Origin of the sequence: Planococcus halocryophilus, assembly GCF_022489025.1 — a bacterium.
Taxonomy (GTDB): Bacteria; Bacillota; Bacilli; order Bacillales_A; family Planococcaceae; genus Planococcus; species Planococcus halocryophilus_A.
This window is the reverse complement of the sequence record NZ_JAKVTG010000011.1, coordinates 73,996-90,483: the sequence shown is the minus strand read 5'-3', so window position 1 is coordinate 90,483 and position 16,488 is coordinate 73,996. Positions and strand designations below refer to the sequence as shown.

Here is a 16,488-nt window from a genome sequence, read left to right as displayed (position 1 = left end):
ATTATTCGTTTTAATACAAGAGTGCAAGAGGTGGAATCGAAATCCTAAAAGTCGAATTAATCTAATATTATTTGTACAATAGAAAGATGAAAGGATGATGATAAATGGATTTAACAATCAACGCAACAAAACAATTACATAATGGCGTAGAAATGCCACGCTTTGGTCTTGGCGTATACAAAATGACTGATAAAGAAGCGGCAGTAGAAGCGATGATCACAGCGATTGGAGAAGGCTATAAAGCGATTGATACGGCAACTATTTACGATAACGAAGCAGAAGTAGGAGAAGCGGTTCGTAATTCTAGCGTGAAGCGTGAAGACTTATTTATCACGTCGAAAGTTTGGAATACAGATCAAGGCTATGATGAAACATTGCGTGCTTTTGAAGCTTCGTTAAAACGTATCGACTTTGATTATTTAGACCTTTATTTGACTCATTGGGCAATCGAAGGAAAGTACGTAGATACGTATCGGGCGATTCAACGTCTTTACGATGAAAAGCTAATTCGTTCGATTGGTGTCTCGAATCATCATGAACATCACCTAGAGAAAATTTTAGCTACTGCTAATACAAAACCAATGGTCAATCAAATTGAATTACATCCACAACTAACACAAGTGCCATTGCGAAATTATTGTGAGACGAATGACATTGCCGTAACTTCGTGGTCGCCACTCGCTAGAGGTCGTCTTTTAGAAGACCCGGTGTTATCAAAAATCGCAAACCAGCATAACAAGTCAATTGCCCAAGTGATTATTCGCTGGCATTTGCAAAGTGATTTAATCGTTATTCCAAAGTCAGTGACGCCATCACGCATTCAAGAAAATGCTCACGTATTCGATTTTTCATTAACGCAAGAAGAAATGAAGATGATTGATGAGCTAAACCAAGATTGGCGGAGCGGAACAAATCCAGATGACATTACGGTTTAATAAAATCATCTACTGAATTAGATGAAATCAAAAAAGAACGAAGAAAAGGGGATCCTTTTCTTCGTTCTTTTTTGTAATTCCTAAATTCGCTGCAATGGAAATCAGCCACTAGTTTTCTATTATCTTGCAGTATCTTCAACCACTACTTTTTCGTTGGTGAAAGGGTGGATAAATGACATGCGGAATGCGTGTAAATGATAAGCACCATCTTGTGTTGGCGGTCCGTCGTATAATGTATCTCCAACAATCGGATGACCGATATGAGAAAGATGTGTACGAATTTGGTGCGTGCGACCTGTTTCAAGTGTTAAATGAAGCAAAGATTTGCCTTCCATTAATTTTAACACGCGGTAATGAGTAACAGCACTTTGACCAGTTTGTGAAACCATGCGACGCGTTGGGTGATGGCGATCGCGACCAATTGCGAAATCAATTGTGCCGGATTTATTATGAACTTTGCCTTTCACGACAGCTTCGTAATCACGCACTAATTGTTTTTGTTCTAACATGCGGTCTAACACGTTTTTAGCAACAGGGTGTTTAGCAACCATTAACAATCCAGAAGTTCCTTGGTCTAATCGGTGTACATGCTCCCCGTATGATCCACCATTGCGGATAATGTGACCCAGAATGGCATTGATAAACGTATCTGTTTGGCCAACTTCGTTCGGGTGAGTCGCCATACCTTTTGGTTTGCGAGCCACGATAAAGTGATCGTCTTCAAAAAGTACAGGTAACTCAACATCGTGTTTTGGTTCGTAAGGTGAGTCTGCGGGAGGTAAGTCAAATTGCAAGACAGTTCCTTTTGGTAATGGTTCTTTCCAAACTACTTCTTGGAATTTATCATTTTTAACACTTTTAGCCATTCGCATTTGATGAACGACTTTCTTGCCAAGACCCCATTCAGTTCTTAGTAATTCTTCTACGGTCATACCTTCGTCTTTAATTTCGTAACTCCACGTCATTTGATTTCCTCCATAAAAAAGGATCATGCGCAAGGCACATGATCCTTTTGTCAGTTATTTTTTAACTACATCATTGAAAAATAGTTCAATATTTTCTTTCGGCTGTGCGCCGACCCAACGAGAAATTTCTTTACCATCTTCATAGTGAACCAAAGTTGGCGTTGCTTCAATCTGGTATGGTGCAGCTTCTTCTTCATACTCTAACAGATTATACTGCAACACGTCTACATCCATATCTTCAGCAACGGGCATCAAAATTGGAGTAGTTTCTTTGCAATAGCCACATAATGGGCTATAAAAATAAACCGTAGTTGGCTCTCCACTAGCAATTTGCTTTTCTAAATCAGCAGGTAAGACAAGGTTCTGATAATTCTCATCATCTAATTGATCAATGGTTGCTTGATTTAAATCGTCTGTATCGTAAGGGTTGTTCGCTAGTTTAGTGTCGTTCGCTTGGTTAGTTAATAAAATAATACCTGCGAAAATGACAACGACAATTCCTGCGATGATTAATAATTTTTTCATTTTACTTTTCCTCCTTAAGGGTCTTCAATAAAAAAATGCTCATTCCAGCGATTAAAATAAATGCGGTTAATGCCAAAAAAGGAATGGTGATAAATCCGAGGAGATTGATGTATTCTCCGGTACATGGAACGAGTCCGCATGAAGGTGCGCTGTCCGCTAAGAAATCGAGCTTTTGCAAGCTATAGTGGTAGATAGAGATTCCACCGCCAATAATTGATAAAACCAATGCAGTCGTTGCAATTCGAACATTTTTCTGGATAAAAGCGATGCCGAGAACAATGACGAGTGGATACATGAAGATGCGTTGAATCCAGCAAAGTTCGCACGGAGCATAGCCGCGAATTTCAGAAAAATAAAGTGAACCTGCCGTAGCAATGAGCGCTACAATCCACATGGACAGCAAAACATTTTCCTGGCGTTTAGTCATTTTGTGGCCCCTCTTTTCAAAAATTGTTTCCATAGAATTATAATTGTAATCAGGAGACATGTAAAATAATATCAACCTGAGCGACTATCCGATATAATAAAGTATGAAACTTTTGTGAAGGAGAGCTGTGCTGTGTCAGAACAATTCGATTTATCCCATTTTGAAAAAAGCATGATCATTCGCGAAATGACTTATGCCGATATAAATCCCATCTTGGAAATGCAGCGTTTATGCTTTCCCGGTATGGATCCATGGAAAGAAGAACAATTAAGAAGCCATTTAGGCGTATTTCCACAAGGCCAGCTTGTAGCTGAGCTAGATGGCACAGTGATTGGTTCATGTTCAAGTTTACTTATTAACTTTGACGAATACGATGACCGCCACACGTGGGATGATGTAACAGATGCTGGTTACATAACCAATCATAATCCCGATGGTTACAATATGTACGGAATTGAAGTAATGGTTCATCCAGAATACCGCCGGATGAAAGTCGGACAACGTTTATACGAAGCCCGAAAAGAGCTAGCACGCGAATTAAACTTAAAATCGATTATCATCGGTGGACGCATTCCAAATTACCATAAACATGCGGATGAAATGTCTCCACGTGAATATGTAGATTCTGTTTCACGTCATAAGATTTATGATCCTGTTTTAACATTCCAGTTAATGAACAATTTCCAATTGATGCGCATTAACCCGAACTATTTGCAAGATGATGTAGCGTCAGGCAAATACGCAACCTTAATGGAATGGAATAACGTTGATTACAAACCTATTTCTAAACGGCATTTTAAAACAAGTTTACCGGTTCGTATTTGTGTTGTGCAGTATTTAATGCGTGCCATTACATCATTCGATGACTTGGCTAACCAAGTTGAATATTTTGTAGATGTTGCTTCAGATGCACATTCAGATTTTGTCGTATTCCCTGAAATTTTCACGACGCAGTTAATGTCGTTCTTGAACGAGCCATCGCCAAGTCAAGCTGTACGTAAACTGACAGAGTATACGCCACAATATATCGAGTTGTTTACAGACTTAGCAGTCCGCTACAACATCAATATTATTGGAGGCTCTCATTTCGTTAAAGAAGAAGACGATGAAATTTACAACATTGCTTATTTATTCCGCCGTGACGGTTCAATCGACAAGCAATACAAAATTCATATCACACCAAATGAACGTAAATGGTGGGGGATCTCTGCAGGAGATTCTGTTCGCGTATTCGATACAGATTGTGGGAAAATCGCTATCCAAATTTGTTACGATATCGAATTCCCAGAACTGGCACGTATTGCGACAGACATGGGCGCCAATATTATTTTCACGCCGTTCTGTACAGAAGATCGTCAAGGCTATTTGCGTGTACGTTATTGTGCACAAGCACGTGCTGTGGAAAACCAAATTTACACAGTTATTTCTGGTACGGTCGGAAACTTGCCACAAACTGAAAATATGGATATCCAATATGCACAGTCCGGTATTTTTGCACCATCCGATTTCGAGTTTGCGCGTGACGGTATTGTCGGAGAAACCAATCCAAACCTTGAAATGGTCTTGATTGGTGATGTTGATTTAGAAATCTTGCGTCGTCAACGTCAAAACGGAACGGTTAAGCAATTAAAAGACCGTCGTCACGATGTTTATCGTGTAGAATATAAAAAAGATTAAAGACAACCGCTTCCAAAAATGGGAGCGGTTTTTCTTCTGGATATTTGGTAAACTGAAATTTATCTTGAAAAATTGCTTTTTCGTCTTATTTCAATTACTTTACGACCATTTTATGAAGGAAAGCGAATGCGTCTTGTAGAATGTTATTAATAGGTGAGAAGTAGTAGGTAAACTATTATCAATATGAATGGAGGAATACATATGTCATGGAAAGAACGCATTCAACGTTGGTTGGATCATCAAGCGCTTGATGAAGAAACGCGTCAATCATTGAACATTTTAAAAGAAGATGAAAAATCAGCCGAAGATGCCTTTTATCAAGATTTAGTTTTTGGTACGGGAGGTATGCGCGGCGAAATCGGACCTGGGACAAACCGGATGAATGTTTATACAGTTCGAAAAGCTTCGCAAGGAATTGCCGACTACATAAAAGAAAATGGCGAATTGGCGATGTCTCGCGGCATGGTCATTGCTTATGATAGTCGACGTATGTCTCCAGAGTTTGCAGAAGAAGCAGCACGGACATTTGCAGCAAACGGAATTCATACGTATTTATACAGTGGACCAAGAACGACACCCCAACTATCGTTTAGTGTTCGCTATTTAAATGCATTTATGGGAATTGTTATTACAGCTAGCCACAATCCACCAGAATACAACGGTTATAAAGTATACGGAGAAGACGGTGCACAACTAAATCTTGAAGATGCCGATCGTGTAATTGATTATGTCGGTCGTGTTGAAGACGAATTGTCTATTGAAAACGCCAAGTTCGATAACTCTTTGCTCGTTCGAATTGATGAAAAAATGGATGAGGCTTATCTTAGCAATGCATTAACCGTACAAGAGCATTCCGCAAGTCCGATTCAAGCAGTCTTCACGCCACTTCACGGTGCATCAGGTGCAACGGTCAAACGTCTACTCGACAAAGCAGGTTATGATCAAATTACGTATGTCACTGAACAAATGCAACCAGATGGTGAATTCCCGACAGTCACTTCTCCGAACCCGGAAGAAGGATCTGCATTTGAACTAGCAAAAGAATACGGTAAAAAATCAGGAGCTGATTTGTTAATTGCTGTCGATCCGGATGGTGACCGCGTCGGAATTGCTGTTTGGAGTGGTAGCCATTATGAGTTGTTAAGTGGAAACCAAACAGGAGCTATTTTAATCGAGTATTTATTAAGTCAAAAACAACAAAAAGGAACGCTTCCAGAAAACGGTCGTATTTTCAAAACCATCGTCACTTCGGAATTTGGTCGTGTTGTCGCAGAATCTTACGGTGTAAGTTCTGAAGATGTATTAACCGGCTTTAAATTTATCGGAGAAAAATTAAAGCATAACGATGAGAACCCGGAATTTAAGTTTTTATTCGGATATGAAGAAAGTTATGGCTACTTGATCCGTGATTTCGCACGCGACAAAGACGCTGTGCAATCGGTATTATTGCTTGTTGAAGCAGCAGCGTTTTACAAAAAGCAAGGCAAAAATCTGCATGACGTCTTGATCGAATTGTATAATAAATTTGGTTGGTACCGTGAATCGCTCGTGTCCATTACAAAAAAAGGCATCGATGGGGCACGAGAAATTGCTGCCTTGCTTGAGAACTTGCGCAAACAGCCAGTAGAAGCAATTGCTGGGATTCCTGTCGTTTCTATAGAAGATTATGAAACGCAAAACCGTAGCTTTGTTACGTTAAGCACTAACGAAAAAATTGACTTGCCTCAGTCTAACGTCATCAAATATTTCTTAGAAGATGGCTCATGGGTATGTGTGCGACCAAGTGGTACAGAACCGAAAGTGAAATATTATTTCGGTATCACTGCCGAAACGCAACAAGAAAGCGATGAAAAAATGGAGTTGCTAAAAGAATCATTTGTTGAAGAAGTAAATAACCGCTAAAGAGCAAAGCCCCCTCATAAAGGGGGCTTCAGACTGTAGACAAAGTCTTATGAAACTGAATAGTGATGCGTACACTTCAACTGGGCTGGCCACTTCGCTTTCCGTGGGCTCAGCTTCAGCCTCCTCGTCACTAACGTTCCTGCGGGGTCTTCAGCTTTCGTCGCTACGCTGCTCCCACAGGAGTCTTCGTGGACCAGCCCAGTTGAAAGCTTCTTGCTACGAACAAAGTGAGATTCTTTAGTGCGCTTCCCCGTATAAATAAGATGTTAAAAGATTTTTCCCGACTCACTCTAGGATTCGGAGCACCTAGTGGCGACTCCAGCGGAAAAACGAAGTGGTGAGACCCCGCAGGAGCTTGCGACGAGGAGGCTCAGCGCTTCGTCCGCGGAAAGCGTCCACTAGGTGTGGAGAATCCCACATGTATACAAAGAAATGAGTAACTATTCTTTTGTCTACAAGCTGAAGCCCCCTCATAAAGGGGGCTTTTGTTTTCTTCGTTACATAGATATCTGTGTAGCTTATGCCCGTCGAATCTACACGATTGCTTGCGCTTTTCTTTGTCTAGACTCTAGCGCCCAGCTCTTTGGGTCATAAGTCAGTCCGACTGTGCGGCAAAAGACGCCGCTTCGCCGGTCTGCCTTATGCCCGGCAGAGCTACACGGGCGCTACCACTTTTCTAAGACAAAAGTACGAGTGAGCTTTTTTGTGGAAACGTGTATGGTTAAATTAGGTTGAGCGAGGTGAACAGAGGTGGAAGAACCTTCAAATATTACTTTATTAAAAGAAATTGCCGAATTGCTAAATGAAGAAATGGACATGTCCCGTATGCTTGACGGCGCAATCCGAAAATTATTAAGTGGTTCAACGTTTGAAACCGCTTGGATCTTTTTCATAAATGAAAAAGGAAAACATCAATTGGTGGCTCATGCGAATTTGCCAACAGCGTTGGAAGACAATGATTGTCGACATTTGCAAAAAGGTGGTTGCTGGTGCGTCAAACGTTATCAAGATGGAGATCTTGAAAAGGCATCGAATATCATTGCCTGCCAACGAATTGAAAATGCCATGCCGGAAAATTCGCGTCAACAAGGCAATATCACCCATCATGCGACAGTACCTTTGCAATCTGGAGAAGAGAAATTCGGTCTGTTAAACATTGCTGCGCCAGATACTGTCGAGTTTTCAAAAGATGAACTCGCACTTTTGGAGTCGGTCGCTTTTCAAATTGGTTCGGCGATCAAGCGGATTGGTTTAACAAAACAAGAGCAGGAGCTAGCTCTTGTTAAAGAGCGAAACCGTTTAGCAAGAGATCTTCATGACTCGGTCAACCAGCTACTTTTTTCTGTAACCTTGACTGCGCGTGGTGGAGTTGAGATGTCTGAAGATGTTGCTGTTCAAAGTACGTTCCGTGACATTCAGCATTTAACGCAAGAAGCTTTAAATGAAATGAGAGCATTGATTTGGCAATTGCGTCCAAAAGGACTTGAAAGTGGGTTGCTTGAGGCAATAAAAGGTTATGGGGAAATGCTCGGGATAACAGTTGAAACAAAAGTGACGGGTGTTATTCAATTGCCTTCTCGTATTGAAGAAACCTTATTTCGAATTGCACAAGAGTCTTTAAATAACGTTCGGAAGCACGCAGATGTTAATAAAGTCGAATTGTATTTGTCAGTTACAGCAACTGATGTATTATTGGTTTTAAAAGATGAAGGTCTCGGATTCGCATTTGACCTTAGCGTAAATCTGCCTTCTATCGGGATCCAAAGTATACAAGACCGAGCAAAAGCAGAAGGTGGAACAGCTGATTGGTCGAGTGAAATTGGTAGAGGAACAGAAATTTTAGTGCGGATTCCGTATTGATAGAGAGGTGCAGATAATGGTGAAAGTTTTAATTGCAGACGACCATCACGTTGTTCGAAGAGGGTTGCTATTCTTTTTGAAAACACAAAAAGACATAGAAGTAGTAGGAGAAGCTGTAAATGGTAAAGAAGCTGTAGAAATGGCAGCGACTCTTCAGCCAGATATTGTATTAATGGATTTGGTCATGCCGGTTATGGATGGCATTCAAGCAACGCGCATGATCAAAGAGCAATTTCCTCATATCATCGTTTTGATGTTGACTAGTTTTTCTGATCAAGATCATGTCGTACCAGCAATTGAAGCAGGAGCAGCGGGCTACCAATTAAAAGACATTGAGCCTGATGAGCTTGTCGCTTCATTGCGTAGTTTGATGCGAGGGGAAAATACGCTTCACCCGAAAGCTTCATCAGAACTGCTAAAAGCGCCAGCTGAACCCGCTCCACATACCATAAACCAACTAACGCCACGAGAACAAGAAGTGCTAGCTGAATTGACAAAAGGCAAAAGCAACCGAGAAATCGCATCGGCATTGTTTGTAACGGAAAAAACAGTAAAGACCCACATCTCCAATATCTTTATCAAACTGGCTGTCCAAGACCGGACGCAAGCAGCGTTATATGCGGTTAAGCATGGGCTAACAGAAGTCGGAAGAAACTAAAACGAGTGCAACGGAATTTTCCGTTGCACTCGTTTTTTATCGCTTTTTCACGGGGCGTTTTCGGTAGTCTTTGGTCAATTGCTTCCATTTATTTCGTTCTGTTTTTTGGGCAGCAGCATCACTTTTTCGTTCCATATGAGCGAGTTCGCGTTTAAGTTTTAAATAACTTTGGTAACGCGCTGCATCTAATTCGCCATTTTGAAGCGCTTCTTGAACGCGACAACCTGGTTCATCGTGATGAGCACAATCACGGAACCGACAAGCAAGTGCCAAATCTTCCACATCACTAAATCCTGTTTCAATACCTTCTGAGTAATCACCAAGCTGAAATTCACGCATTCCCGGTGTATCTATCATTAAACCACCACTAGGTAATAGAATCATTTCCCGGTGAGTCGTTGTGTGACGGCCTTTGCTGTCATCTTCTCGGATGGTTTGCACAGTCATTTGTTCAGTACCGACCATAGCATTGATTAATGATGATTTTCCAACTCCTGAAGAACCAAGTAAAGCACCCGTTTTTGATCCCACCAGTTGATTTTGCAGTTCTTCAATGCCTTCGCCAGTAATAACAGATACGGTAAAAACAGGAACACCGAATGCTACACCTTCAACTTGTTGGATAAACGGTTCGCTATCTGAACATTGGTCTTTTTTTGTCAAAACAATGATTGGATTGGCACCAGAATCCCATGCCGCCAATAAATATCGTTCTAAACGCCGGATATTAAAATCATCATTTAAAGACATGGCCAAAAAGACAAAGTCGACGTTAACCGCAATCAATTGGATATTCGTTGTTTCGCCTGCGCCTTTTCTAGAAAACTGGGAAGTCCGAGGGAGAACTTGGTGGATAATGCCTTTTTTTTCACCGGGCATTTGTTCAACGATGACCCAATCACCGACGCATGGGAATTCGGTGCCGCTATGGAGATGTCTGTATTTTCCTGATAACGAACAAAGCCATTCGCCGTGATTTGTTACGACACGGTATACGTTCTTATGTTCAAGAGTTACACGGCCAGGTGTACCATTCACCGATATTTTTTCTTGCCAGCTGTCGTTCCAGCCGTATTGTTCAATTTTCGTCAAAGGTATTTCCTCCTAATTATGCAAAATAAAAAACCACGGATGCGCGCAATTCGCAGTCCGTGGTCTCCAGGCATAATGGAAGAAGCATATCGTTAACGATACACAGAAGGAGACACTATAGACTGGAATTGCGTATTCAAAAATAAAATAGCCATAATGCCTCACCTCTTTCTTCAAGTTAAGTTAACAATAAATCAGTTTCCATTTTTCGTCAAGAAAAAATTTAGATAATTGCAAAAGAATTCACTTCAGCTTGCAATCAATAAATGACAACGCTAACATTAAGTAATTATTCCGATTACTTTTATGTGGTGATAAGGACTGATAGTAGATGAGGTGAAAACATGGGAGAGCATGAAAATGGGATTATTCCAGTAAGAGCCGGTGAAGAGCTTGATAAAGACCGTCTTCAGCAGTTTTTGCAAAAGGAAATAAAAGGATTACCGAACGGTCAACTTAAAGTTCAACAATTTGGAACAGGACATTCTAATTTGACCTATGCGTTGCAAATAGGGGACTGGGAAGCAGTTCTAAGAAGACCACCTCTAGGACCTGTGGCACCTAAAGCGCATGACATGGAGCGGGAATACAAAATTTTATCCGCCTTACATCCGCTCTTTAATACAGCTCCAAAGCCTTTCGTTTTTTCTGATGATCTATCAATCGTAGGAAGTCCTTTTTTTGTAATGGAGAGGCGCTATGGCTATGTATTAGATAGTGATTTTCCTGAAGGTGTGGAGCCGACTCCTGAGTTAGGACGCAAAATATCGGAAAAAATGGTCGACCTATTAGTTGAACTGCATTCACTCGATTATCAAAAAACTGCTTTAGCAGAGATGGCAAGACCGGAAGGCTTTATGCAACGACAAGTTGAAGGTTGGATAGGTCGCTATAAACGTGCGCAAACAGATCAACTAGAAGGGGTAGAACGTTTAGCTGAATGGATGCGAGCAAATATCCCAGTTTCACAAGCACCAGCAATCATTCATTATGATTTTAAATTGAATAATGCCTTGTTTTCAGAAGACTTCTCAGAAATAACAGGATTGTTTGATTGGGAAATGACAACAGTTGGCGACCCACTAGCAGACTTAGGTGCTGCCATGAGCTATTGGATTCAAGCGGATGATCCTGAACTATTAAAAGAAGGCTTAGGAAACGCGCCAGTCACAGTAATGGAAGGCTTTTACAGCCGAGAAGAATTTATCGCAAGTTACGGTAAAAAAAGCGGGCGAGATGTATCGGATATGAATTTCTATTTGACCTTTGCTTATTTCAAACTAGCGGTCATTGTTCAGCAAATTTACTATCGTTATAAAAAAGGACAGACACAAGATCCACGATTTGCACATTTCGACCAGTACGTAGCGAGCCTGATGGCGCATGCATTGTCAACTGCTTTAGAGGAATAACGTTCATCTGAACCAATAAATAAGACACGAAGTAGAAAAGAGGAAATTTCAGGTGGAAGAAAGCGATGGGAATTTAGATTCGACTGTTTGAAATGCACTTTCCAAAAGGGCAGGCCAGTAGTCAACCTTTTGGTTTGTCTAAAAGCCGTAAAGGGAAAACAAAGGCATAAATGTCGATGAGAAAGGAGTACGAATAAATGAAAAAACTATCAATATTGCTAAAGGAAAAAATATGGATCACTCCTGCATTGTACATTGTGATTGCTGTTTCCCTTTCAATCGCTTTTTACTATGTCGACCTTTTCTATATTGAGGAATTAAAGCCATTTATCCCATCAATTCTACTGACAAATGTTGATTTAGCCAAGACCATCATGGGGAGTTTAGCCGGTGCTCTTTTGACAATGACTATTTTTACTTTTTCAACAATTTTAGTAGTGCTTACTATGTACTCATCTCAATTCTCACCTAGAACATTGACGAACTTTATCCAAGATAAAATTGTCTGGCGGGTATTAGGGATTTTTCTTAGTGGTTTTATCTTTAATACGCTGTCGTTGTTGTTTATGAGAGCGGATTTGTATGAAACTGACGTGATTACCACTTTCGCTGGAATCGTAATCGCATTTTTCTGCCTTGCCACTTTTTCCTATTTTATTCATTATATCGCAACTAGTGTTCAAGTTGGTGAACTAGTCAATAATCTCATTACGGAATCAGAAGAGGCTATCTCGAAATTTGAGGAGTTGCAAGAAAACGAAGCTAGCGAAGAAAAAGATTGGAGTCCAATTGGTATTAAAGAAAGTCACCGAGCTGAAAAAGAAGGGTATATCCACTATTTGTCTTTCAAAAAACTTGTAGATTATGCAGAGGAGCAGGAGCTGAAAATTGAAATCCTGGTTAATCCTGGAGACTACGTATACGAAGGTAAAGCAATTTTTAATGTTTTCGGCGTCAATAAAGCCGAAAAGTCTATCAACAATTTTTACTCTCTTGGGGCTTCCAGAACGTCGGAGCAGGATCTTGATTTTGCCATTCAAAAAATGGTGGAAGTGGCGCTTCGTGCCATATCACCAGGGATTAATGATCCAAATACAGCCAATGATATCATCGTTCGATTAGGGCGCCTTCTTGGTCGATTGGGAAGACTCAAAACGGGCACGTTCTTGTTAGGCGAAGAACAAGTTCTGTATCGTTTCCCTTCTTATAAAAAAACATTATACAAAACCTTCCACCAACTGTCACATTACGGGAAAGAGGATATCTCCGTTTTAATCGCTATTCTTGACTCTTTGAAAATAGCTGCAGAAGTAGGTCCTAATCGACATCATTTGGAGTTGTGGGAGACCCATATTTATGTTTTTGACGGTGTGGATATTCAGGGGTTGAAAACATTAGACCAGGAAACTCTTCAAGAGAAACTCGACGAATTGGCTAAAGCCACAAATCAGCATTCCTATAACATTGCTAGAGAAAAGGGGAACTGAGAACGCTTTTTTTGGAGCTTGATATGCCGAGCGACAGAGGAGGTGAATTATGCAGAATCATCAGCTGTTTGAAGGAATGACTTTTTTAAAGGATTTATCAATTTCAGAATTTCTGCTGTTTTTTGTATATTTGGCTATTATTCTTGTTGTGAAATTTATTGTGTTATTGCTATTGAGAAAGCTTGTTCCTTCTAAAGATTTCAAGCTGCGCATTTATCCAGTAATTGAAGATATCTCAAATTGGCTTGTCTTATATGGCGGCATACTATTCTTTGTATTTTATTTTTCAAAAGAACAATGGTTAACTTCTGCTTTTTATGAAACAGAAGGTGTTGAAATATCTGTATTGCTAATTATTGTCGCCGTATTGATTGTGACTTTTGCAAACCGCATTACAAAAGCACTTACTCGTTATGTTATGCCATTTGTTTATGAACAATTTGATGTCGATATTGGCATAAGCTATACCATCAATCGGTTATTGTATTATTTAGTCATGTTTTTAGCTTTAGCAATCAGTTTTACAACAGTTGGATTGGATTTAACAGCACTTGGTGTCATTTTTAGTGTTCTCGGTATCGGAATCGGATTTGGTGTCCGCAATATTGCCGCCAACTTCGTATCAGGCATCATCATTTTGTTTGAACGCCCCATGGAAGTTGGAGAAATGGTAGAGATCGACGGGAAAATTGGACGCATTACCAAAATCAAACTTAGATCAACTGTAATAGAGACATTGAAAGAAGGGACACTCGTTGTTCCCAATCAGTATTTTATCGAGCAGATCGTTAGAAATCGATCCAGTGCTCAATTGTATGCAAGAGTTATGGTCAGCGTGCAATATGGCAGTGATACAAAAAAAATTGAACAACTTCTCAACGATTCGGCGTTAAAAACAATTAGTTTACTGGAAGAAACATCAGAAAAAAATGTAGAAGTTCAATTTATTGATTTTCGAAATTCTGCATTAGATTTTCAAGTAGAAGTACAAGTAGTTGATGTAGAGATGAAAGAAAATCTCGAAAGCCAGATTCGGCATGAGATTGCGGAAGCTTTTCTCCACAATAATGTGAAGTTAGCTGAAGGAGTTTATGAAGAATAAGAAAAGGCGATGGATAACAATCCATCGCCTTTTACTATTTGTTTATTCTTTTTCATCACTATCAATATATGAAATGTCTGGCTCAATGTGTACGAGAATTACACAATTCGGCTTTACTTTTTGAATTTTCTTCTCGATTTCTTCAGTAATCCAATGACTTTCGATTACATTTAAATTAGGCGCAACGCTAACTGTCAAATCAATAAACATGACATTGCCATGATTGCGTCCTTTAAAGTCGCGTAATGTAATGACACCAGGCACTCGACGAACCAACACAGACAAAGTTTCGACTTCGTCTTCATCAAAGCCATCCGTTAAGGTCATAACAGATTCTTTGAAAATATCTAGCGCAGTTTTGATAATGATCAATCCAATAATAAAAGCTGTGACAATATCCAATATCGGTGCACCAAAAATTGCTCCGAAAATACCAATACCGGCACCAAGACTAACGAGAGCATCGGAACGATTGTCATACGCTGCGGCACGAACAGCGGAACTTTTGATTTCTTGACTGAGTTTTAAATTATAGCGATAGACGATGTACATGATAATGGCAGAGAAAAAAGCAATCCATGCAGTAATTACTGAAGGTGCTTCAGCAATCGGTTCGAAAATTGAACGGAATGCATTGGTTAAAACCTGTAAGCCAATGACGGCCATAATGAAAGAAGCCAAAAGTGAGGCGATGGTTTCAGCACGTAAATGACCATAATGATGATTTTCATCGGGGGGCTTCTGAGAAATTCTAAGTCCAACTAATACTGCAATAGAAGCGAGAATATCAGTCAAGTTATTAAAACCGTCTGCTTTTAAGGCTTCAGAAGATCCCCAAAAACCAAAGGCCAACTTAATAGAACTGAGAAATATATAAGCACCGATGCTAATCCAAGCACCTTTTTCCCCTTTGCGTAAGTTAGTATACAGGTCCATAATGTTTCCCACCTCCAAGTCGCTGAAACAAAGTGAAACGACCCTCACATGAGGGTCGTTTCACTATTATTATTTATAGTCGCGTTAATAAAATATCATTTTTAAATATAGCAAACCATATAGGTAGTAAAAAAATCTGCATACATGTTCGACCGATAAAATAGATTAACGATTGAACAGTTGATCTTTTAATAGTATCAAGCTCTTTTTAAACCTTGTCAATACTGAAAAAGATTTCGCACTATTTGTTTTAATATTTTACACAAATTTAATGTTGAAACATATAAGTGAAAGGTTATGCTTAAGTAGAATAAATTTTAAAAAGGAGAGGCCTATGACTAAGAAAAACAACTATCTCGAGATTCTAAAAGCTTCTACGAAATTAGGATTAACGTCTTTTGGAGGGCCAGCAGCTCATATAGGTTACTTCCGGGATGAGTATGTTACAAAAAGAAAGTGGCTAGACGATAAAGCTTACGCAGATATAGTGGCATTATGCCAATTCCTTCCGGGTCCTGCAAGTTCTCAAGTTGGAATCTCAATTGGTATGTTGCGCGGTGGAATATTCGGTGGCTTTTTGTCTTGGTTCGGATTTACGATGCCTTCGGTTATTTTATTGTTGTTATTCGCACTTGTAGTCACAAATGGTTCTTTTGATAGTGGCTGGATTCAAGGGTTGAAAATTGTTGCAGTTGCGGTTGTGGCACATGCTCTACTGGGGATGGGAAAAAGTTTAGCACCTGATCGTCCACGTATTGCTATAGCAGTAGGAGCCGCAATATTGATTTTGTTAATACCGGCAACTTGGGCTCAAATCGGGGTAATTATTCTTTCAGGTATTCTTGGATATGCGATTTACCGCAAAGAAGATGCACCTAAACCAGTAAATTTAGTACTTAGTTTTGGCAAGAAAACAGGAATTGTTGCTTGGGCAGTTTTTGCTACGTTATTGATTGGACTACCAGTGGTTGGTCCGTTAATAGAATCGACATCATTGGCTATTTTTGATGTGTTTTATCGTGTTGGATCGATTGTTTTCGGTGGAGGGCATGTCGTATTACCAATGTTAGAGAGAGAAATCGTACCAACCTGGATGACAGCAGACGCCTTTATCGCAGGTTATGGAGCTGCTCAAGCAGTTCCGGGTCCATTGTTTACGTTGGCTGGTTATTTAGGGCAATTAATGAACGGAGGATGGGGCGTTTTGATTGCCGTTGTTGCTATGTTTTTACCCTCTTTTTTATTGATTATTGGTACATTGCCTTTTTGGAGCATTATCCGCACAAAATCTGGCGTGCAGGCAGCACTAAAAGGAGTCAATGCAAGTGTAGTTGGAATTTTGCTTGCAGCATTATATGATCCTGTCTTCACTTCGGGAATCCGTGGTCCCGTCGACTTTGCAATTGCGATAACAGCCTTTACAATGTTAGTCTATTTTAAACTAGCTCCTTGGATTGTGGTTTTAGTAACGACTATTCTTGGTGTAATCACTTATGCGGTTTTATAACTA

General features: G+C 40.0%; 14 protein-coding genes. 9 read left to right on the top strand and 5 right to left on the bottom strand.

The genetic code is table 11. The features are described from left to right. Positions 1-104 precede the first annotated feature (104 nt). Entirely contained in the window at positions 105-935 is an 831-nt protein-coding gene (locus tag MLE13_RS12855) for an aldo/keto reductase (protein ID WP_240750078.1), read from the top strand. Between the two features lie 119 nt (positions 936-1,054). Here the strand turns inward: MLE13_RS12855 and MLE13_RS12850 are convergent, their stop codons facing one another. The 3 genes from MLE13_RS12850 to MLE13_RS12840 are packed head-to-tail and all read right to left on the bottom strand — an operon-like array spanning position 1,055 to position 2,852. Beyond that, positions 1,055-1,900: an RluA family pseudouridine synthase gene (locus tag MLE13_RS12850; RefSeq protein WP_058385976.1), complete on the bottom strand. Its 846-nt coding sequence runs from the start codon at positions 1,898-1,900 to the stop codon at positions 1,055-1,057. Between the two features lie 54 nt (positions 1,901-1,954). Next, positions 1,955-2,425: a thioredoxin family protein gene (locus MLE13_RS12845; RefSeq protein ID WP_240750077.1), complete on the bottom strand. Its 471-nt coding sequence runs from the start codon at positions 2,423-2,425 to the stop codon at positions 1,955-1,957. 1 nt (position 2,426) lies between these two features. Next, on the bottom strand, positions 2,427-2,852 hold the full coding sequence (locus MLE13_RS12840) for a disulfide oxidoreductase (protein WP_240750076.1): 426 nt from the start codon (positions 2,850-2,852) through the stop codon (positions 2,427-2,429). Positions 2,853-2,984: 132 nt separating this feature from the next. Between MLE13_RS12840 and MLE13_RS12835 the strand changes: the two genes are divergently transcribed. From MLE13_RS12835 to MLE13_RS12820, 4 genes are all read left to right on the top strand, one after another. Next, a complete protein-coding gene (locus MLE13_RS12835; protein WP_008495983.1) occupies positions 2,985-4,529 on the top strand; it encodes a carbon-nitrogen hydrolase family protein in 1,545 nt (514 codons plus the stop codon). Positions 4,530-4,730: 201 nt separating this feature from the next. Further along, positions 4,731-6,431 carry a phospho-sugar mutase gene (locus tag MLE13_RS12830; RefSeq protein ID WP_240750075.1) on the top strand — a complete coding sequence of 567 codons (1,701 nt, stop codon included), beginning with the start codon at positions 4,731-4,733 and terminating at the stop codon, positions 6,429-6,431. Positions 6,432-7,181: 750 nt separating this feature from the next. Beyond that, positions 7,182-8,291, top strand: coding sequence for a GAF domain-containing sensor histidine kinase (locus tag MLE13_RS12825; RefSeq protein ID WP_346429169.1), 1,110 nt, complete (start codon positions 7,182-7,184; stop codon positions 8,289-8,291). Between the two features lie 16 nt (positions 8,292-8,307). Beyond that, positions 8,308-8,949, top strand: coding sequence for a response regulator (locus tag MLE13_RS12820; protein WP_240750074.1), 642 nt, complete (start codon positions 8,308-8,310; stop codon positions 8,947-8,949). A 36-nt stretch (positions 8,950-8,985) separates the two neighbouring features. Here MLE13_RS12820 and rsgA read toward each other — a convergent pair whose 3' ends face one another. Continuing rightward, complete coding sequence (gene rsgA, locus MLE13_RS12815; RefSeq protein ID WP_240750073.1) at positions 8,986-10,041, bottom strand: ribosome small subunit-dependent GTPase A; 1,056 nt, start codon at positions 10,039-10,041, stop codon at positions 8,986-8,988. 344 nt (positions 10,042-10,385) lie between these two features. Here rsgA and MLE13_RS12810 point away from each other — a divergent pair, with 344 nt between their 5' ends. The 3 genes from MLE13_RS12810 (at position 10,386) to MLE13_RS12800 (ending at position 14,042) form a co-directional block, all read left to right on the top strand. Continuing rightward, positions 10,386-11,453 (top strand): phosphotransferase family protein, encoded by a 1,068-nt coding sequence (locus tag MLE13_RS12810; protein WP_240750072.1) that lies wholly within the window; start codon positions 10,386-10,388, stop codon positions 11,451-11,453. A 197-nt stretch (positions 11,454-11,650) separates the two neighbouring features. Continuing rightward, the gene (locus tag MLE13_RS12805) at positions 11,651-12,940 is read left to right on the top strand and encodes a DUF2254 domain-containing protein (RefSeq protein WP_240750071.1); all 1,290 of its coding nucleotides are present in this window, start codon (positions 11,651-11,653) and stop codon (positions 12,938-12,940) included. A gap of 49 nt (positions 12,941-12,989) precedes the next feature. After that, positions 12,990-14,042, top strand: coding sequence for a mechanosensitive ion channel family protein (locus MLE13_RS12800; protein WP_240750070.1), 1,053 nt, complete (start codon positions 12,990-12,992; stop codon positions 14,040-14,042). A gap of 42 nt (positions 14,043-14,084) precedes the next feature. Here MLE13_RS12800 and MLE13_RS12795 read toward each other — a convergent pair whose 3' ends face one another. Beyond that, positions 14,085-14,978, bottom strand: coding sequence for a cation diffusion facilitator family transporter (locus MLE13_RS12795; protein WP_240750069.1), 894 nt, complete (start codon positions 14,976-14,978; stop codon positions 14,085-14,087). 334 nt (positions 14,979-15,312) lie between these two features. Here MLE13_RS12795 and chrA point away from each other — a divergent pair, with 334 nt between their 5' ends. Next, positions 15,313-16,485 (top strand): chromate efflux transporter, encoded by a 1,173-nt coding sequence (gene chrA / locus MLE13_RS12790; RefSeq protein WP_240750068.1) that lies wholly within the window; start codon positions 15,313-15,315, stop codon positions 16,483-16,485. Positions 16,486-16,488: the final 3 nt, after the last annotated feature.